The following is a 19,394-nucleotide window of genomic DNA, read 5'->3' as shown; positions in this document are numbered from 1 at the left end:
AGCTACCCGGAGTAGTAGTCGTTCCTTGTGCTACTTCGTAGCCGCCCGGCGCAGTTACCGTTATGCTACCCGTCAGATTGGTTCCTTTGAGCAGATACGTTTGACTTGCCGAAGGTGCTCCTGCCGTGGTACTGAACCCCGATAAGCTGCCTGGTGTCACTGCCAGTGTTGGCGCTGCGGTTACTGAGCCGCTTACGGTAACCGTTTTAGCAGAGCTAGTACCACCTCCGGTGATAGAAATTGTCTCGTTGTTATAAGTACCGGCTGCAAGACCAGTTTTCAGCCGCACGTATACTGTGGTAGCAGCTAAAGTACCGCCTGCAGTGTTGGCAATAGATGCTGTTCCACCAAACGTACTATTGTCCAGTGACACCTCATAGTTAGTAGAACCGGTGATGGTAACAGCAGCATTAGCAGTAAGATTGCTCCCAGTGAGGCTGAAGCTCTTGGACGGAGATGAAGAACTGCCTGCTACGTATGTAAAGCCTGTTAGGCTGGAAGGACTTGGGGTAAGAGTAGGAGCACCAACGGCAGTTGTTAGAGCTACTTGATCTAGTTGAATATTGCCACTGCTTCTAGCAGAATAGTTAAACCGAATAAAGCGGCTCGCACTACTAGGAGTTTCAGTATAATTCGCTGTGGTTGTCGATTGGTTGGTGATGGTACGTAGCGTGGTGAAGATGCTTCCATCTACTGATTCCTCAACCAGAAAAGTCCCGCTGGTTGCGCTACCCGAAGCGGGATTACCTTTTATGTAATATGTGAGGCTACCGACTGAGCCATCTATATTGATAAGTAGGATATCTCCTGCATGGTCAAATTTTGCTGATCCACCGGTTGAATTGGTACCGAGGTTGGTTGTATAATCAGATCCAAGCCCTGTCTGGCTCCAGCCCGTTGGTAGCCCAGAGGCCCACGGGCCGTTATGGCTCGTAGGTAAAGACGCCTGTCCCCATCCCACTATTGGGCAGAGGCACAACAACAAAACCAAAATTCGCCTCAGATAAGCAGCGTGTGGTAACCGGTGGTGCGTGAAACTGTAGAGCTTTTGCATGGGCACTAGGAGGCAAGCGTGAGAAAGACAGAATAGGAGCAAAATACTGCCTGTAAAGTTCCTATCCATTCTCTCGAAAAAACAAACGCCCTTATTACCGAATGATTAAGATTACTACATACAAAAAAAGCACCTCCTGCGGGCAGGAGGTGCTTTTTGCTGATAAGCCGTTCTAAGCGGCTACCCTATTTTTTTGTGATGCGACGGGTCACTTTCGCGTCACCCGAGCCAACCGTCACCATGTAGATACCGGGTTGCAGGCTCGTCATATTCAGTTTGCTATCTGCGCTTAGCTGCTGCGTGCTGATAACGCGGCCGGTCATGTCAGTTACGGTAACCGTTACGTTTGACGCTGAGCCAGCCAGGTCAATGGTCAGCAGGTCTTCAACCGGGTTGGGGTACATCGTTACTTCGCCCGAGTTGAGGAAGTTCACCGTTACCGCCGAGCTGAAGCTGCTGCTGCCATCAATGTCCACTTGCTTCAGGCGGTAGTACGACAGGCCATTCAGCGGCTTTTTGTCGAACTCATTGTACGTGCTAGAAGTCGAGGTGGTGCCTTTGCCTTCCTTCACCAGAATGGTTTCGAAGGTGCGGCCGTCACGGCTGCGCTGTACTTCAAACTGCTTGTTGTTCAGTTCCGAAGCCGTTACCCAGTTCAAAGCAACCTGGTTGCCTTTCGCCTTGGCCGTGAACGACACCAGCGTTACGGGCAGCGGCGAAGGAGCAATGATACCCGGAATAGTGTTCGGCACCGGTGGCGACAGGTAGTTTTCAGCCCCAATTACGCTCACATTGAAGTTGTTGTCAATGTTGTTGTATTCGAAGGTGTAGAAGTAGTAAGTCGTGGCCAAGTCCAAACCGTCAATCACTACGGTTTGGTTAGCACCTGAGTATACTGCGTAGTAACCGGGAGCAATCTGAGGTCCGGCACCGTACGTCTGGTTACCCGTCTGATACGAAACGCCATCCGAAGGTTGGCTGTTGGCTGGCAGGCTGGGGTTGGTGCTAGCTACAATCAGACGACCCTCACCGTAGCCCAGCTGAGCGTAATTGGCCGGCAGGTTAAAGCTAACCGTGGCAGTAGATCCATTGCGCACTACTGTAGCAGTGCTCCGCTGCGTAGGCTCCGTGTCAATCGAGCGACCGGCCAGTTGATCATTCGCGCCGAAAGACTGAACCGATTTATTGGCGAAGTCATTGCTCTGGAACTGTAGCACCGATTGAGCAGTACCAAGGTACGTGGGCTTGTACCGCACGTAAATCGGCTGGTTAATGGTGTACGTCGTCGCGTTAGGCGTCAGGACCACAGAGTTTGAGAAGTTCACATTGTCAATTGACAATTCGAACTGGGGCGTGTTACCGGGGTTCAGCGGGTTGGTAGCCAGATTTTTGGTAATGGTTACCGGCTGCAGTACGCGTTGCGCGTTAATCGTTAGCGCCTGGGAAGCCGATACCGTATTAATCACCACGTTGCGTACCTCCTGGAAGGCGTTCATAATCTGAACAGATGGCTCGCTGGTTCCTGCTACCGGAATACCTTGTGCCACTGCGGGGCTGCTCGTATTCAGAATCAGAGAAGAGGTAGTCAGCGCGGAAGGCGGCAGGAAACGAACATAAATCGTCGTTGCCGTTACGTCAGAACCCGAGTTGCGGGCAACCGTGAGAGAGTTGCCGGTAGTCGTGATACCCGTAAAGTTAGCATCCAATGATACCTGGAAGTATTGCGGAGCCGTTACCGTGATATCCTGCAGCAGGTTGGAGCCCGACAGCGTGTATGACTGTACTGCCGAGGCTACACCCGGAACCGTAGAGAACTGGTTAAGGGTACCCGAAGCGTTGATTACCGAGTTATTACCCGTACTGTTCGCCGTGATGGTTACCACTTGGCTGGTAGCCCCCGTGCTCGAAGCCGTAATACTGCCATTGAAAGGACCACCGGCAATTGGGCCCGTCAGCTGGACTTCAATCGTGCGGGTAGCAACGGTACCGTTAACGGGCGTAATCGTCAAGGGGCCGTTCGTGAAGCTGCCCCCAGCGGAAGCGTCGCGGAACACAATATTATTGTTGGAACCCGTCAGCACCAACGGAGCCGTCAGGTTACCGGCATTTACGGTGAAGCTCAGAGTTTGAGCCGAGCCGGTAGCCGATACTGTTCCAAAGTCCAGCGCCGAGGGATTTACTTGAATGAACGGGCCGGTAGGCACAGGATCGGCTTGGCCCGTAACAGCTACCGAGGCAGATGCATTGGGGGTAGTGATGCTAATAGCGGAAGAGTACGAGCCAGCCGTAGTAGGCTGGAAAGCAGCTTGCAGGGTAAAACCGGCGTTTGCCTCCGCAGCCGTCAATACAACCACTTGCGCATACGAATCTGCTGAGGTACGGCGTACTACAAACCCAGTAGGAGCCGTAACCGTTACGTTGTTAACTACATTGGTGCCCGAAATGGTGATGTTCTGGGCAGCAGATGTCTGGCCCACAAAGATGGTCCCGAAGTCAGATGAGGTTGGAGTAGCAGCCAGTGTGGGTACCGTTCCGTTGCCCGTCAGATCCACTTCCGCCGATGGCACACCAGGGCTGCTGACTACCAGCGTCCCATCCGTCGTGCCAGCAGCAGTTGGCACAAAACGTACCTGAATGCGGGTGCTGGGCACGATACCATTCGTGGCGGCCAGCGTCAGGGACTGACCATATGCACCGGATCCGAACACTCGGATTTGGTAACCGGCCGGAGCCGTCAACGATACATTACCCGTCAGGTCCTGTCCACCTACCCGAATCACTTGGGCAGTGCTATTGGTACCAACGGCCACGTCGCCAAAATCTAAGCTTGTCGGTGCGGCCGTCACTACTCCCGTTGTTGTGCCCGAAAGGGTTACATCGTCAATCCGGTAGTCGCCGGTTGTGTTGCTAGTGGAGTTAACCCGGATGAAGCGAATAGCAACGTAGGGGTTACCAATAGCATTGTTGGGCAGAGTTACGGTAGCCAGACCCCAGCCGCCCGCCGAACCGGGAGCGTACGTGAAAGGCAGGTTTGTATACGAATACGAAACGTTACCATTGGTATTGGACACTGTGCCAATACCCAGCTGCACCCGGAAACGCTGGTTACCGGCAGTTACCGCCGTACCAGTGAAGGCCCCGGCAGGAGCATTCAGTTGAAACGTCAGTGAGGCTGACGAAAAGCCGGCAGTGCTGATGGAAGCAATAGAGAATATCGAGTTTGTACCCGAAGTAGGAGCAAACAGAATATTGGGGCCACCAGAAGCCGGGCTAGGGTTACCCAAGGAAAGTACTGGCAGCGGGGAGCCAGTTGCCTGATACGAAAAGCCTTTTTCGTTATCATTATCGAAACCCAGGTTCGACTCATAAGAGTCTACGGACTGCCCTTCGGTGGCAGTAGAACCCATTGCTTCCACGAAAGTCTGGGAATAGCCCAGTCCCGGCAGTAAGAGCAGGATCCACACTACGAAGAGTTGAAGCCAACGCTGTGGCTTGTCAACTGCACTGTAAGGTTTTTTCATAATTATGGTGAAGAAGAAAGGTTTCTGAAACAAAGGAGTCTATGCGCAGGTCAGCAGGTTTATGGCCGCCGACCGTTCTGCCGGGGTTTACGGATAACCATTAAAAAGGATGAGGATTTTTTCAAGACGCAATCATAATATTTAAATTTTTCCTGGTCACATGTTTTGGCAACGCCCGTTTCTCATATTCCGTGCCAGAGTATCTATAATTAGTAGTGCAATCCTATCTTTGTTCAACATAATATCTTTATTGTTATAAATTATGTTCAGACGAGGACCGTGCTTTCAGTTATTGCATTCACACACAAAGGTACTTACCACACCTGATAGTTCAATACACATTAAGAAATCCTCCATTTTGAGAACCAGACGAGCAGCTACTGTTGATTTTTACGGCACACCGGATTTTCCTATTTCTTATTTTTTGTGATTAGTCTTTCTTAAGTGTTCCTCCCCCATTTCTCGTTTCTAGTAACAGTTGCAAAAAAAAATACCCCACCTAGCATTGAGCTAAGCAGGGCAGAAATCAGTATATGAATAATTAAATATATCTACTTCCATTCGGGCAGCGTTGCGTTCTGAAACAGCCGGGTTCTGTTCCGACCGTCCAAGTCGACGGTGTACACCTCCGGTACAGACTGAGCGACGTTGTTCTGTTGCACGAAGATGATTTTAGCGCCATCGGGTGAGTAGCGAGGCAGAATATCATTGTACCCTAAAGGCTTGCCGGCCCCTACTACCCCCGCCGGCCCCGATGAAACATCAACGACTCCGGTACCGTCGAGATTCTGCGTGAAAATATGGGCATTAAGCTGGCGACCGGTGCCATCATTAAACCCGTCCACGTCGCGCGTGTATAGAAGCCGGCGGCCATCCACGCTGAAGGACGGCGAATCCAGCCGCCCTGGCAGGTTTCCAACTATCTGCGTCAGACCCGTGCCATCGGCATTCAGCAGATATAGTTCCGCATCGTACACGCTTACCCCCACAGTTTGCACTACAATACGGTTCCCGATGGCAGTCCAGTCGCACTCCCGAAAATGCCGATCGGCCGGGGCGGTGGCCAGCAGGGTAAGGCCGGTGCCGTCCCGATTGATGCGGTACAGTTTGTTGTAGCTGCTATAAATCAGTTGGGCCCCATCTGGTGACCACCGGTAACCAATACCGGTATTGAAATACCCATCTACCGGCAACAAGGTAACCTGCCGCTGGTCGGAGCCGTCCCGATTCATGGTATAAATCTGGAACTGCCCGGTAGCGTTGGAGGTGTACGCTATCCGGTCCCGGTTCGGGCTTAGCTGCGGGGCACTTTCAATGAAGGGAGAGGTAGTCAGGCGGAGCAGGTTGGTGCCGCTTTCGTCGGCCGAATAAATGTCTGTATTACCGTTCTCGGTGCGGGCAAACAGAAACCGGTTATCCGGTACCGCCCGTGTCTGAAAGCTCCAGATATCCCCCCTGGCCGTCTGGCTTGAGGCATTGCGTACACTCACCTGCCAGAAGTAGGTGGTTGAGAAGCGAAGCCCGCTTACCTGAACAGTTGTGTCCCGAGAGTTGGTGAGGAGTTGCCGACGGTCAGAGGAGTTGCTCTCGTACAGCACCACATCATAGCGCAGCGAATCACTGCGGGTTGTGCCCGTAGGCGGCCGCCAGCTCAGGCGTAACATAGTGGCCTGGTTGGTGGCCTTGTCGGTGGGTGCTACCAGCAGCGGGGCCTGCAAGGTAGAAGCCCCGGTCGTTTTATCCAGTAACACGCTAACGGTACTGAGCTGCTCCGCCATGACCGTAATAGTGGCTATTTCCTGCCGGTAATCTGCTCGCTTTACCGTGAGGGCCAACTTACCTTCAGGAGCCTGTTCAATCCGGAATTTCCCTTGGGCATCTGTTACGAATACGCCCGTAGCCGGGGCCGTGCTGATGGAAGCATTGGCCAGCGGCAACCCGGTTCGCGCATCCGATACAACTCCCTCTACCTGCCCATACACTACCGGATCCACGTTATTCTCTTCACAAGCCGTCATAACCGTCGTCATGATGACTAGAAATACAGTACGCAGCCAGCTGGCGGCGCGGGCGAAACACATCATAAACATACCAGGGAGAAGGTGGGAAAGTGGGTGATGCCGGTACAATTGTCTTGCAGTTGTAAACAAGCTCAAAAGAAGAAGAATAAGCACATGGGGCACTGAAATTCACGTAGAATATTACACAAATAAAATGAATTAGTACAAATAATTCAACTCTTCTTTCAGAAAAATTTGGCCTCTATTAGCCGGGAGTAGCAAAAAGCCCCCGCAACACCGAAAGTTGCGGGGGCTTTCAACCCTGTTTGGGAACAGTAGCGAAAATCAGGGGCTGACTTTGCCTTGCTCTACGCTCAGGCGAATACCCTGCCCCCGCATTTCAATGGAATAACCTTGCGGGGAGGCAGCCGAATTTTCCAACTGCGTGAGGGTATTGTTGTTGCCGTATTGCGCAATCTGGTAACGGCGGGAATCCGCTTCTACTGTACCCTGGACAACATTGCGGTTACCGTCCTGCGTAATGGCAATAGTATTATCGTTGCCATCCACGGTGAGGCGGGCTTGGTTGCGGTTACCGTCCTGCGACACCGTTGCCGTGTTGCCCCGGCCCTCCTGAGTCACATCGGCTAGGTTGTAGTTGCCAACCTGCACAATGTAGGCTTGGTTGACTGCCCCGCCAGTATTGTACTGCGTGGCCGTTGCCCGGTTGTCGTCGCCGTTCTGCAGTAGTATCGCCAGGTTGCGGGTGTCAGTAAGGCTACTGGGCGGACCAACGGGCAGCCGCTCAACCCCGATTGTTTCGGCCAGGCGCTGCTCAGCGGTAGCCGCCTCGCTGGTAATACTGGCCAGCTGCTGCCCATAGGCCGCGGAAACCAATAGCACTAGCAGCGCCGACAATGCGTGTCGTATCCTAAAGAGCCTGCTCATACCTGTACATTAAAACAGATGAAACTTACCACATGCTGGCTACTATGCGGCCATGCCGGATTTCCCACAGCCCATTCAGGGGAGGAAATCCGGCAGGCGCTGGTAGCTTCTGCTAGTACGCAGACAGACTAGTTGTGGTCTTGGTGCACAATAGCAGCGTTGCTGTCACCTTGCTGGATGGTGGCGCTCCACTGCGACCCGAGGGTACCCGCTCCTACTACACCGCTGCCACCCTGGTAGGTATCGGCAAAGTTACCGTCGCCGGTTTGCGTCTGGATAGCGTAGTTACGGTCACTGTCTTGGTCGATGCGGGCCTGGTTATTGTCACCAACCTGGTGCTGAATGGCGTAGTTACGGTCACCATCCTGCATGATTTCGGCGCGGTTGTAGTCGCCTTCCTGCTTCTGGGCCGATACGTTGTTGTCACCGGTGGTAGCTGTAAAAGCGCGGTTGCGAACACCTACGGCGTTGCCTTGGCCTTTCTGCTCCTGCCAGCCGTCGTTGCCGTCGCCGGTTTGCAGCAGGTCAGCCGAGTGAATCTGGCCAACCTGACGCACACTGCCGTAGTTACCATCACCTACCTGACGTACATAGGAGTCGTTGTCGGAAATTAGGCGGGTGGTGGTGAGGGCAGAGGGCGAAGCGCTGGGACCCGACATTGAGATGCCGCTATTGGCCGTACCATTGGGCGTCAACAGAGCGCTGGGAACCTGAGCCTGAGCAGCACCAGCAGCAAAAACGAATGCAGCGAAAACGAATACCTTTTTCATGGGGTTTGGGGAATGAAAATGTGAGAAGGAATGATGGGGAATTTTTACTTAACTAAACCTCTATTTATTTGCTCTCTCCGGAAGAACAGTACAAATATAAGTGAGAATATTTACAAGTCAAGTGTTTACTAACAAAAATTGTTAAATTTTTTTTTGAAATAGTTATACTTGTTCAAAACACAGATAGCCTACAAGCCAACAGGCTGATTATCATTACATTTCTAATGTCAACACCTTCACCGGCCGAGGTAAAAAATCAGGCCTCCACGCCCCGACCAGTAGAAGTCGTTGTAGCTGCCAGTGGCCCGCTCATCCAGTTTATCGGACAGGAACAGGTGATTATCAACTCCTAGGTTCAGCGCAAAGCGGCGGGAAACCTGGTATTCCAGCCCCCCTCCGGCCACTACGTGGGGCAAGCTGCCCGAGAAGCCGGAAATACCGGAGGTGCTCCGGGCCGTTACGCCCGCGCCCGCCAGCAGGTAGGGCGTCCATTTATCATGCGGGAGGATGCGCAGCTGCAAGCCGGTTTCGGCGTACCCGATGGTACCCTGGAAGAATCGGCGGGCGGCCAGCTGACCGCCGCCGACATTTATAAACGTATTCCAGCGCCCCTGCCCCCACTGGTAGCGCACCGATAACTCGCCGCCGGGCCGAAGTAGGGAGTGGCCATAGTCGCCGGAATATTGCTGAACCGCACCCGATACGCCTACCGACCAAGCATTCGGGCGGTCGATAACCGTGCGGCCGAGTACGTCAATCTGCTGGTTGCTTTGTTTTTCCTGCTGGTAGGCCTGCATGGCAGTGCCTTTCATATCGGCCGCGTTGGCCGGGGTCCATAGCCCTCCCTGCATCCCTTCGTAAATCAGGGCCTGCACCGATTTCTCAATGGCCTCTTTCACCGCCAGCTCGCTGGGCTCATTATAGGTGAAGCCGGTTTCTGTTTCCAGCAGCCGCTTGAAATTCACAAACCGGAACAGGCTGGCATCCACCTGCTGCGACAGGATGGTTTTGGACGTGTACACCGTTTTGAGGATTCGCCCGTTGCTGGTGCTGATGGCCCGCAGGTACACCGTCACCCGATCCTGCCGGTATTGGCCCGAGGCTCCCGCACCGAAATACCGGAGTCCGGCTCCGCCCGTTAGCATGTTGGCATCATAGGAGATGATACCACCCTCCAGAATAATGCCCGCAAACAGCAGTGGCGGTAACGGAGGCTGCCGCTGGCCGGTTTGCTCACTGTACTCAGCCCGAGTGGAGCGAATGATTTTGCGCTCATTCAATAGATTGCTCAGGTTTTCCCGCTCAATCGGCTCAAACCACTGCGACTCTTCCAGAGCGCGCAGCAAGATGCTGGTGGCGCCCTGCGTTACGGCGGTGGAAAAGCTGGAGCCATTCAGCGTGGGCTTGTACTGCCCCGTCTGGTCCCGGAACTTGTAGACGGCTACTACCACCCGCTCCCGGGGCTGCGGCAGGGTCCGCAACTCCTGCCCCCCTCTCACTTCTGCTCCTAAACGGGCCCGCTCAGTAGTGAATGGCTGATGAAAGTACGGGGCACAACCAGCCAGCGCCAGCAACCCACCACATAGCAGCGAGACGGCGAATTTGAAACGGGAAACCATAGTGGAAAGGGAAAACGCGGGAAACGAACAGGTACAAGCGAAGGCAGACTCGGCAATGCCCACCTAGGGCACATTGGGCACTGTGACGGTAGTCTGGTTGCCGGTGCTAGTATCCGTTACTTGAATAGCCACTCCATTTGGTCCGGGAGTTACCTGAATCTGATAGGCTCCGATAGTATAGCTGCCTTCCCGCACCGGGCCATCCCCAAACTGGGAAGAGATGAAACGGTTGGTAAGCTGAGATAAAATCTGACGATTCAGGTTGTTGGAAAAATCACTCAGCGGGTCCGTTGTATTCTGAGCGGAACGGGCGGGGTCCTCCTGGGTATTCTGGGCGGTAGCGGCACTTAGCAGCCAGGCATAGTTGAAGCTATTGCCGCCCCCAAAAGCCGGATTCTTAGGCTCATACACAAAATCCTGGGCCTGCGCGGTGTGGCTCATCAGGCCAGCTACAATTCCTATGAGTACAGTAAACAACAGTTTCATAGCTATTTGAAATGAAGGTGAGAATGGTGGTTAGTAGGTTTCCAGCCCGCGCAGCTCTCCTCGTTCCAGCTGGCGGCTCACATTTTGCTGTTCCTGCAGCAGGGCGTAGGCCGCATAAATGGCCTGGCCAGCAGCTTCCTCAATCAACTCATATTTGGGCTGCAACGGCATTTCCAGCAACTCCGTGTCATTCACCGACACGGCCACTATGGCGCTGTTGCCCCTGGCCGGCCGCTCAGATATGACAATGGTAAAATCCTGCAGGCCAGTGGGTGGCTCCCACTGTGCGTAAAAGACATCGTAGAAATCATGCCCGATTTTGGTAATCGTCTGATCAACGACCAGCCCGCTCGATTCGGGGCCACGGCCTCCCCCGGACTGAGTGCGGGCCGAGTCCGCGCGCAACAGCAGTTGCAGGGCTTCTTCCAGCTTCTTGGCCGACAGCGGAGCGGCCGTGGCTTCGCGGGCGGGAACCTGAACTGCTTTGCCATTTTCGTTGGCCCGAGCGGGCCGTTTGCGCTCAGCCTGCGCCCAGGCCTCCGGCGGCATTATTAGAAAGAATAGCACCGAACTCAGGCCCCATACCCACGGCCGCCACCACAGCACCGGGCGCGGCGAGGGTTTCTTGGCAGAATTTTGCTTGGAGGATGGACGCATAAGGCAATACGAAGTCAGCAGCCCCAAAATGTGAGGCTGGCGTACCAGTTGAAAAAGAAGCTGAAGTACTGTAGGCTTTGCCTCCTAACAGTTTAACGGCATAAATGTAATTATTTGAAAGAATAGTGCAAGTAAACAATCGGAAATATTTGTATCAATTTTATTTTAAACTGAATAATACCGACACCACATACACTAAGAGAATCTTCATACGGGCAGTAATACAGCCTTGACAAGAGCCTTACTGTTGGCATGAGGACTTTGGGAAATAGCATACCGGCCAGCCGTCAGACTCAGCCAGAATATCTTCTACTATCCTATTCCCACAGCGGATAGTGCTCCAAATGCACTTCCTGCTCAAAGAAGATGCGCGTGCTTTCCTCAAACGAGCGGGTGAAATCGGACACGTAGAAGTGGTGAGCGGGTAATGAGGCTGTGGGCGCAGCCAATAACTGATGCTGCTGCAGATAGCGACGCACATGGTCGGCTACTACATCCGAGGCATCCAGCACAGCAGTACGACCCTGGTAGAATTCCGCAATCTGCTTTTTGATGAGCGGGTAGTGCGTACAGGCTAGCACCAAGGCCTCAATATCATTCAACGCCGGGTTAGATAAGTAAGATTCGATGACGTTGCCAGCAATGCTATTGTCGAAGAAGCCTTCCTCAATCATAGGGGCCAGCAGCGGCGTGGCCAGGCTGCGCAACTCTACTCCGGCATCTAGGTCATCAATTTTCTTACGGTACACGTTGCTGTTCACCGTCTGCTTCGTGCCGATGAGACCCACGGTGCGCCCGGCGTATTGCTGCCCTACGTGCGCCACAATGGGGTCGATAACGTTGAGTACCCGTGCTTTTGAACCCACGTACTCGCGCACCAGTTCGTAGGCCGCCGCGGAGGCCGAGTTGCAGGCAATCAGAATGACTTTGCACTGCTGCCGCAGCAGCACGTCGCATATCTTAACGCTGTAGGCCTGGATAGCGGCCGTGCTTTTATCACCGTAAGGCAAGTGGGCCGTGTCGCCGAAGTACACCAGCCGCTCGTGGGGTAGTACCCGGTTAACGGCCCGCGCCACCGTGAGGCCGCCAATACCACTATCAAAAACGCCAATGGGGCGCGTCGTCAGGTCAGAGGATGATGTTGATGCCATTACGGGCCTAAGGTACAAGAGAACGAACTAAGCCACTAGCCGCCCATCCTCGGCGTAGCGCAACTGACCAAGCTCCACCAGCTCTCGTAATAGCTCGGTGACGGTGGCGGCTTGACCGGGGGCAAACTGTGCAAGTACCTGCCGGGGCGTTTGGGAGAAAGTTTGCACCAGCGTGAGTAGTTGCGCCCGCAACTCGGGCGCTGGGGTAGCTGCCTGTTGGGCTTTCTTTTTAGCCAGGCACCAGTCGCACACCCCGCAGGCGGGCGCGTCCAGCTCTCCGAAATATTCCAGTAGCAGCTGTTGGCGGCAGCGCCCCCCGGCCGCGTACCGGATTACTGCTTCGGTTTTTTGCAGGGCTAGGTCGCGCTGCTGGAGTAGGCGCTTCTGCTCCAGGGGCAATTTATCAGCATCGTAGCGGGGGGTGGTAAACAGGGCCTGCGGCGACTCATGGCGGGGCTGGAACTGGATGATGCCGGAGCGGTGCAGAAAGAGCAGCATCCGGCGCAGCTCCACCACGCTCAGCCGTAGGTGCTGGGCCAGGCTGTTCTCTGAAATGCGCTGAAAACCAACGAATAATTCGCCACCATGGAACCGTAGCAGGCTTTTGATCAGCTTATCGTGCTGGGCATTGGCTACCTGAAACCGATACAAGTCGGTATGGTCAATGGGGATGTGCACCCGGGCAGGATTGTTCACGGCTTCGTTCAACTGCACAAACCCTTCACGCTCCAGCATACGCAGGCTATTGTGGGCATCCAAGGCCTTGATGCGGTACGTTTCGGCAAACTGCTGGATATCGAAGTCGAAGGCTACCAGTTCACCGCCCCCCACGGCCGTGCGCGAGAAGTTGGCCAATGCTTGGTACACGCGGCGCACCGTGTCGAGAGGCGGGAAGCTCTGCTGGGTGCGGCGGCGCAACTCGTCGGCATCATTAGGGCCCTGCAGCACCACGGCAAAGGCATATTTTTCGTCGCGGCCGGCGCGGCCCGCCTCCTGGTAATACGCCTCCAGATTATCGGGGGCATCGAGGTGCACCACCAGCCGCACGTCGGGCTTGTCGATGCCCATACCGAAGGCGTTGGTGGCCACAATGCAGCGGGTACGGTTTTGCATCCAGTCCTGCTGCACCCGGCTGCGCTGCTCGGCGGGCAGGCCGGCGTGGTAGGCCGCGGCCGCCATACCCTGCTGTTGCAGGTAAGCGGCTGTATCTTCCGTCTGGCGGCGGGTACGGGCGTATACAATACTCGTTTTATCGGCCCCCACCCCCTTTACTACTTCCAGCAGCCGCCGCAGCTTGTCTTCAGTAGCCAGCGCCGAATACGAAAGATTGGGCCGGGCAAAGCTTTGTTGAAATACCCTGTGCGAAGCGCTGAACTGCAGCTTCTCCACAATATCCAGCCGCACGGCCTCGGTGGCAGTGGCAGTGAGGGCAATACACGGCACCCCCGGCAGCAACTCCCGCAACTCCCGGATGCGTAGGTACGGCGGCCGAAAGTCGTAGCCCCACTGGGAGAGGCAATGCGCCTCATCCACGGCCAGCAGGCTCACTTTCATCTTCACTACCCGGGCCCGAAACATATCCGTTTGCAGCCGCTCCGGGCTCACATACAGAAACTTCACGGGACCGTACACGCAGTTATCCAGCGTCTGATCAATTTCCTGGTGGCTCATGCCGGCGTACACGGCCTCGGCTTTGATGCCGCGCTTCCGCAGGTTCTCCACTTGGTCCTTCATCAGGGCAATGAGCGGCGACACTACCACGCACAGTCCGGGGCGGGCCAATGCCGGCACCTGAAAGCAGATGCTCTTGCCCCCACCGGTGGGCAAGAGCGCCAGCGTATCCTGCCCAGCCAGCACTGAACGGATTATATCCTCCTGTAAGGGCCGAAACCGGGTATGCCCCCAAGTATGGCGTAGTACGTGCAGGATATCGTCGGTGGGCTGATCGGTCATAGTGCCGGCAAAAGTACGGCTGGACCGCCGCAATACGCCATGAAAAAGCCCGCTACCTAATGGCAGCGGGCTTTGCGCTTTTGCAACTGGGGCGGGTTAAGCCGCAGCAGCAGCACCGTTTTCACGGTCGTCAATGGCTTTCTTGAGCTTGGCAATGGCCTGAGTGGCCCGCTCTTCGTCCAGACGGTTGATGTTGAGCAGCATCTTCGTTTTCTCAGGGCGGGTAATCACCGGATGGTTTAGCAGCCGGATGATTTCCTCCTTCTGGGAGGCCGAAGCGTAAGCCGGAGCAGCAGCCTCAGCGGCAGCAGGCTCAGCAGCTACGGCTTTCATAGGGGCCGGAGCCTCGGCGGCTACTGTCACCGGGGCGGCGGGCACAGCGGCCATGGCAGGCTGCTGAGCGGCCGGCGTGTTGCCGCCGTATTCCATTTCCTCGGCCGGAGTGGGCTCGTAACCAGCAGCGCGGATAATCCAAGCCAGGATGTTCCGATAGGCTTTGCCAATGGCCCGCGTCTGGGCCATGCTCATGATGGCAAATTCCTGGTAGAACTTCTTGCCCTGCTCTTTATTGGAGCAGATGGCGAAGCCCGCCCCTACCGTGTGGCCGCTGCGCATATCAAACAGCGTCACCTTGGCCTGGTACTTAATTTCCTGCTCGTTGCTGACGTTAATAACGTGGTCCACAATAGGCACAATGCCCAGGCGTGAACCGGCGTACTGCCAGCCCTCAACGTTTACAAATTCTTTACCCTGCACCGTGGTGCTGAGCTTATTGTCTTTAATGAATTTGGCAAGGTCCGTCGCCAGATGCAGCGTTTCATCGGAGCGCGAGATGTCGTAGCTCTCGATTTTGGTTTTGCGAACCTGCTCTTTGGTGGTCTTCGTTGCTTCGCTCATGGCGTCTTTCCTTTAGTGTCCTGTAATACCGTGTTTGTTTACGTGAAGATAACGAACCACCCGCTGAAAAGGTGCAAAAATTCAGCTGTTTTTATATAATTTTTATCCTTGATTTACAGATACTTATAAATAATATTTCCAAAAATTTTAGCTAAGACTGTTTTTTAGCTTTTCACCCACCCCTATTCTTAACGTGAGGGCGGCACAAAGGGTGATAAAACAGAAAACCCGCTGCTCTGTGCCGGTCACAAAGCAGCGGGTTACAACGTGGCCCGGGGCGGTTCGGGCGCACGACCATTGCGCAAAAAAAGTACCTACTCCCGAAGGGGCAGGTACTCAGAAAAACGCAACTCGACTATAGATAGTTCCAATTACCCTTCCCAGATGTTGCCATCCTTCATGGTAATCTTGCGGTCGGCCATTTCGGCCAGTTGGTCATTGTGGGTAACGATGACAAACGTCTGGCCCAGCTCCTTGCGCAGCAGGAAGAAGATCTGGTGCAACTCCTGGGCATTCTGGGAGTCGAGGTTGCCCGAGGGCTCGTCGGCAAAGATGATTTCGGGGGAGTTGATGAGGGCCCGGGCCACGGCCGTGCGCTGCTGCTCACCCCCGCTCATTTCGGAGGGCTTGTGGTCGGCGCGGCGCTCTAGGTTCAGCATGCCAAGCAACTCGCGGGCCCGCACGCGGGTTTCTTTCTCTGAGCGGCCCGCCAGGTAAGCCGGCAGGCACACGTTTTCGAGGGCCGTAAACTCGGGCAGCAGGTTATGAAACTGGAAGATGAAGCCGATGTGGCGGTTTCGGAAGCGGGCCAGATCAGAGCGCCCTAGCGAGCTAACCGACTCACCATCGAAGAGCACTTCACCCGAGTCGGGATTATCCAGAGTACCCAGAATATGTAGCAGGGTGCTTTTGCCGGCCCCCGAGGAACCTACGATTGACACAATCTCCGATTTTTCAATCGTGAGGTCGATGCCTTTCAGGACTTCCAGCGTATTGTATTTCTTGCGGACGTTGATGGCTTGCAGCAAAACGAGCTTCGTGTAGGGAGTGGAGCCGAAAGATTGAAAACAAATCTACGCAAAGTAGGGCGTAGCGGGTTATCCGTTACCAGTTACGGGTGCGGGTGGCCGGCTGGAGGGCGCGGGCGCACCGAGTAAGGGCAGCATCGTTTGAGGCCTGAATTGGGCCGGGAAACGAAAAATCCTCGGCCCAGTAACCGGCAACTGGCAACTGGCAACTGAAAACTGCCTACTTTCGCGCCTAGTTAACCACCCCGAAACCCCTCTTCACTGACTCTATGAACATTCACGAGTATCAGGGCAAAGACATTCTGAAGCGCTACGGTGTGCGCGTGCAGGAAGGCATCGTGGCCGATACGGCCGAGGAAGCCGTGGAAGCTGCCAAAAAACTGACCGAGCAAACTGGCACCGGCTGGCACGTGATTAAGGCACAGATTCATGCCGGTGGCCGCGGCAAAGGGGGCGGGGTGAAACTCGCCAAAAATCTGGAGCAGGTAAAAGAAATTGCCGGCCAGATCATCGGCATGCAGCTGGTGACCAAGCAAACCGGCCCTGAAGGCCGCAAGGTGCACAAAGTACTGGTAGCCCAGGACGTGTACTACCCCGGCGAGTCGGAAACCAAAGAATTCTACATGAGCGTGCTACTGGACCGTACGTCCGGTAAGAACGTTATCATCTACACCACCGAAGGTGGCATGGACATCGAGGAGGTAGCCGAGGCCCACCCCGAGAAAATCTATAAGGAGCACGTGGACCCCCGTGTGGGCCTGCGCCCCTTCCAGGCTGCTAAAATTGCCTTCAACCTGGGCCTGACCGGCGCGGCACAGAAGGAAATGGTGAAGTTCGTAATGGCCCTGTACAAAGCCTACGACGAAACCGACTCGGCCATGTTCGAAATCAACCCCGTTCTGAAAACCTCGGACGACAAGATTCTGGCCGTTGACGCGAAAGTAACCCTCGACGAAAACGCCCTGTACCGCCACAAGGATTTCGTGGAGTTGCGCGACACCAACGAGGAAGATCCGCTGGAAGTAGAAGCTTCGGCCTCGAACCTGAACTACGTGAAGCTCGACGGTAACGTGGGCTGCATGGTGAATGGCGCTGGTCTGGCCATGGCGACCATGGACATCATCAAGCTGAGCGGCGGTGAGCCGGCCAACTTCCTCGACGTAGGGGGTGGAGCCAACGCCCAGACCGTAGAAGCTGGCTTCCGCATCATCCTGAAGGATCCGAACGTGAAAGCCATCCTCATCAACATCTTCGGGGGCATCGTGCGCTGCGACCGGGTTGCCAACGGTGTGGTAGAAGCCTACAAGAACATCGGCGACATCAAAGTGCCCATCATTGTGCGTCTGCAGGGCACCAACGCCGAGGAAGGCGCCCGCATCATTGATGAGAGCGGCCTGAAAGTGTACTCGGCTGTGTTGCTGAAAGATGCCGCCCAGAAAGTGAAAGAAGTACTGGCTGAGCAAGGAATCTCCTAAGCTATCCGAACTTCGACTGTTTATAAAAAGCCCGTCTGATTATCCGGACGGGCTTTTTGTTAATTTAGGCCTCAACCTCAGAGCGGTAGTCTCCGTTGAAAGCAGTTCACTTACCTGGAGCTATGCATTGCAAACCGTTTACGCTTTTGTTGCTGGCCATAGGGTGTAGTTTGCCTGCCTTTAGCCAATCGGCCTCGGTGCTGCTGAGCAGCCCCAAGCTGCCCTATCTCTCCACCGCCGACCCCGTTACCTACCCTTTCCAGTTCAGCCCCCCAACCACCGAATACTTAACCCGCTTTCGGGAAATGTATGGCCTGGATGAAGTGGTAGCCAATGAAACTACCGACCTGGGCCGTGCCCGGGCGCTGTGCCAGTGGGTTCATTTTCGGCTGGACCACGACGGCCACAAGCAGTTTAAGTCGCAGGATGTTTTTGCCATTCTGAAGGCCGCGCAGGCGGGCCAGCAAGTGCAGTGCGTAGAGTTTGGGCTGGTACTGGCGGCCGCCTTCAATGCCATTGGTATTCCGGCCCGGCCGCTGTACCTTAAAGCGGAAGACGTACAGACCCGGGCTTCGGCTGCCGGACATGCCCTGGCCGAAGCCTGGCTGCCCGACCAAGGCAAGTGGGTGATGGTAGATGCGCAAGCCAATTTGATTCCGATGCTGGGCAGCACGCCCCTGAATGCCGTGGAGTTACAGCAGGCCCTGGCCGCCGATACAGAGGGCCTTACCGTGCTATCATCCACTAACGAAAAAGCCCGGTCATACTTTAAGTGGGTGAACCAGTACCTGTTCTATTTCGATACGGTAATGGATAACCGCTACGGGGTAAAATCGGCGCGAACAGGGCTGATGCTGGTACCCATGCACGCGCACAAGCCCGTGGTTTTTCAGCGTACTGAGGCCATTCACAATATCCGCTACACCAACTCCGTAACGACTTTCTACGCGCCGCCTACTCAGTTTGGTACAATAACCGCCAAATCGGGCAGTTCACTGGCCCCATAAGGTTCAACGTACAGCAGTAGAGCAGCCGCTCATACAACGCAACGGCCCGCTTACTTCTGTAGTAGGCGGGCCGTTGCGTTGTATGAGCGGCTGCTCTACTGCTGTACGTTGCTTTTCTCGGCTACGCCGGCGTTTTCTTCGGGCTGCACCGGAATTACTTCGCCCTGCACGCGTAGCTCCACTTCCATGTTGCCGCGGGTGCCTACCGAATACGGACAGATTTTGTGGGCCTGCCGCACCATCTCAATGGTTTTGTTCCGGTCAAACGCTTTCAGGTCAACATCCAGTACTGCCGAAAGTCCGTAGCCCTCGCCCTCCTGGAATAACGCCACGGAGCATTTTACTTCGGTTTGGGGGTCGAGCCGGTCGCCGGCCCGCTGGGCAATTACCAGTAGTGCCTGTTGGAAGCAGGAGGAGTAGCCGGCGGCAAATAACTCTTCGGGGTTGGTGGCGCCTTTTTTGCCCCCCAATCCCTCAGGCACCGACATATCCAAGTCGATGATACCTGTGGCTGAACGAACGTGGCCGCTACGGCCGCCAATTGCCGTAGCTTCGGCAGTATATAAAGTTTTCTTTTCGGTGCTGGCCATACAGAACAGGTTGGTGAAGGAATAGATGGGTATGCTAACTGTGCTGAGCTACGGAAGGTTACTAAAACAGAGTGCAGGATTTTGCAGAAAAACACGCGTGTCGTTTGGCAGCGGCGGGTTTTCTGTCTAGTTTTGCCACTCATTACCGGGTCGCGTAGTACAACGGATAGTATAGGAGTCTCCGAAGCTCTTGATCCAGGTTCGATTCCTGGCGCGACCACACTTAGCAGCTTAAACC

The 19,394-nt window shown here is 55.0% G+C and carries 14 protein-coding genes and 1 tRNA gene; 3 read left to right on the top strand and 12 right to left on the bottom strand.

Translation table 11 applies throughout. From position 1 onward, the window contains the following. Positions 1-1,239: 1,239 nt before the first annotated feature. From LF252_RS02390 to LF252_RS02340, 11 genes are all read right to left on the bottom strand, one after another. Positions 1,240-4,518 (bottom strand): T9SS type A sorting domain-containing protein, encoded by a 3,279-nt coding sequence (locus LF252_RS02390; protein ID WP_226267022.1) that lies wholly within the window; start codon positions 4,516-4,518, stop codon positions 1,240-1,242. A gap of 608 nt (positions 4,519-5,126) precedes the next feature. Continuing rightward, complete coding sequence (locus tag LF252_RS02385; protein WP_226267020.1) at positions 5,127-6,659, bottom strand: carboxypeptidase-like regulatory domain-containing protein; 1,533 nt, start codon at positions 6,657-6,659, stop codon at positions 5,127-5,129. Between the two features lie 261 nt (positions 6,660-6,920). After that, positions 6,921-7,523: a hypothetical protein gene (locus LF252_RS02380; protein ID WP_226267018.1), complete on the bottom strand. Its 603-nt coding sequence runs from the start codon at positions 7,521-7,523 to the stop codon at positions 6,921-6,923. Between the two features lie 128 nt (positions 7,524-7,651). Continuing rightward, positions 7,652-8,293 (bottom strand): hypothetical protein, encoded by a 642-nt coding sequence (locus tag LF252_RS02375; RefSeq protein ID WP_226267016.1) that lies wholly within the window; start codon positions 8,291-8,293, stop codon positions 7,652-7,654. Between the two features lie 236 nt (positions 8,294-8,529). Beyond that, positions 8,530-9,912: a CsgG/HfaB family protein gene (locus tag LF252_RS02370; protein ID WP_226267014.1), complete on the bottom strand. Its 1,383-nt coding sequence runs from the start codon at positions 9,910-9,912 to the stop codon at positions 8,530-8,532. 63 nt (positions 9,913-9,975) lie between these two features. After that, positions 9,976-10,398, bottom strand: coding sequence for a curli production assembly/transport component CsgF (locus LF252_RS02365; RefSeq protein ID WP_226267012.1), 423 nt, complete (start codon positions 10,396-10,398; stop codon positions 9,976-9,978). 30 nt (positions 10,399-10,428) lie between these two features. Next, positions 10,429-11,055, bottom strand: coding sequence for a curli production assembly/transport protein CsgE (locus LF252_RS02360; protein WP_226267010.1), 627 nt, complete (start codon positions 11,053-11,055; stop codon positions 10,429-10,431). 317 nt (positions 11,056-11,372) lie between these two features. Continuing rightward, the gene (murI, locus tag LF252_RS02355) at positions 11,373-12,206 is read right to left on the bottom strand and encodes a glutamate racemase (protein WP_226267008.1); all 834 of its coding nucleotides are present in this window, start codon (positions 12,204-12,206) and stop codon (positions 11,373-11,375) included. A 27-nt stretch (positions 12,207-12,233) separates the two neighbouring features. Continuing rightward, positions 12,234-14,159 (bottom strand): RecQ family ATP-dependent DNA helicase, encoded by a 1,926-nt coding sequence (locus LF252_RS02350; RefSeq protein WP_226267006.1) that lies wholly within the window; start codon positions 14,157-14,159, stop codon positions 12,234-12,236. 96 nt (positions 14,160-14,255) lie between these two features. Next, positions 14,256-15,056, bottom strand: a complete 801-nt coding sequence (locus LF252_RS02345) for a hypothetical protein (protein WP_226267003.1) — start codon at positions 15,054-15,056, stop codon at positions 14,256-14,258. A 371-nt stretch (positions 15,057-15,427) separates the two neighbouring features. Beyond that, positions 15,428-16,084, bottom strand: coding sequence for an ABC transporter ATP-binding protein (locus LF252_RS02340; protein WP_110979954.1), 657 nt, complete (start codon positions 16,082-16,084; stop codon positions 15,428-15,430). Positions 16,085-16,353: 269 nt separating this feature from the next. Here LF252_RS02340 and sucC point away from each other — a divergent pair, with 269 nt between their 5' ends. Both sucC and LF252_RS02330 read left to right on the top strand, forming a co-directional pair. Further along, positions 16,354-17,559, top strand: coding sequence for an ADP-forming succinate--CoA ligase subunit beta (gene sucC, locus LF252_RS02335; protein WP_226267001.1), 1,206 nt, complete (start codon positions 16,354-16,356; stop codon positions 17,557-17,559). 170 nt (positions 17,560-17,729) lie between these two features. After that, a complete protein-coding gene (locus LF252_RS02330; RefSeq protein WP_226266999.1) occupies positions 17,730-18,566 on the top strand; it encodes a transglutaminase-like domain-containing protein in 837 nt (278 codons plus the stop codon). A gap of 95 nt (positions 18,567-18,661) precedes the next feature. Here LF252_RS02330 and LF252_RS02325 read toward each other — a convergent pair whose 3' ends face one another. Continuing rightward, complete coding sequence (locus LF252_RS02325) at positions 18,662-19,156, bottom strand: organic hydroperoxide resistance protein (protein ID WP_226266998.1); 495 nt, start codon at positions 19,154-19,156, stop codon at positions 18,662-18,664. Positions 19,157-19,304: 148 nt separating this feature from the next. Between LF252_RS02325 and LF252_RS02320 the strand changes: the two genes are divergently transcribed. Then, a tRNA-Arg gene (locus LF252_RS02320) sits at positions 19,305-19,376 on the top strand. The last annotated feature ends 18 nt before the right edge of the window (positions 19,377-19,394 follow it).

Source organism: Hymenobacter pini (assembly GCF_020421205.1).
Taxonomy (GTDB): Bacteria; Bacteroidota; Bacteroidia; order Cytophagales; family Hymenobacteraceae; genus Hymenobacter; species Hymenobacter pini.
The sequence above is the reverse complement of the archived record's forward strand: the minus strand, read 5'-3'. Positions and strand labels throughout refer to the sequence as shown.

Excerpts from the sequence above, each read along its gene's own strand:
- LF252_RS02385 (WP_226267020.1), bottom strand. The coding sequence starts at position 6,659 with ATGATGTGTTTCGCCCGCGCCGCCAGCTGGCTGCGTACTGTATTTCTA.
- sucC (WP_226267001.1), top strand. The coding sequence starts at position 16,354 with ATGAACATTCACGAGTATCAGGGCAAAGACATTCTGAAGCGCTACGGT.
- LF252_RS02325 (WP_226266998.1), bottom strand. The coding sequence starts at position 19,156 with ATGGCCAGCACCGAAAAGAAAACTTTATATACTGCCGAAGCTACGGCA.
- LF252_RS02345 (WP_226267003.1), bottom strand. The coding sequence starts at position 15,056 with ATGAGCGAAGCAACGAAGACCACCAAAGAGCAGGTTCGCAAAACCAAA.
- LF252_RS02350 (WP_226267006.1), bottom strand. The coding sequence starts at position 14,159 with ATGACCGATCAGCCCACCGACGATATCCTGCACGTACTACGCCATACT.
- LF252_RS02365 (WP_226267012.1), bottom strand. The coding sequence starts at position 10,398 with ATGAAACTGTTGTTTACTGTACTCATAGGAATTGTAGCTGGCCTGATG.
- LF252_RS02360 (WP_226267010.1), bottom strand. The coding sequence starts at position 11,055 with ATGCGTCCATCCTCCAAGCAAAATTCTGCCAAGAAACCCTCGCCGCGC.
- LF252_RS02375 (WP_226267016.1), bottom strand. The coding sequence starts at position 8,293 with ATGAAAAAGGTATTCGTTTTCGCTGCATTCGTTTTTGCTGCTGGTGCT.
- LF252_RS02380 (WP_226267018.1), bottom strand. The coding sequence starts at position 7,523 with ATGAGCAGGCTCTTTAGGATACGACACGCATTGTCGGCGCTGCTAGTG.
- LF252_RS02370 (WP_226267014.1), bottom strand. The coding sequence starts at position 9,912 with ATGGTTTCCCGTTTCAAATTCGCCGTCTCGCTGCTATGTGGTGGGTTG.
- murI (WP_226267008.1), bottom strand. The coding sequence starts at position 12,206 with ATGGCATCAACATCATCCTCTGACCTGACGACGCGCCCCATTGGCGTT.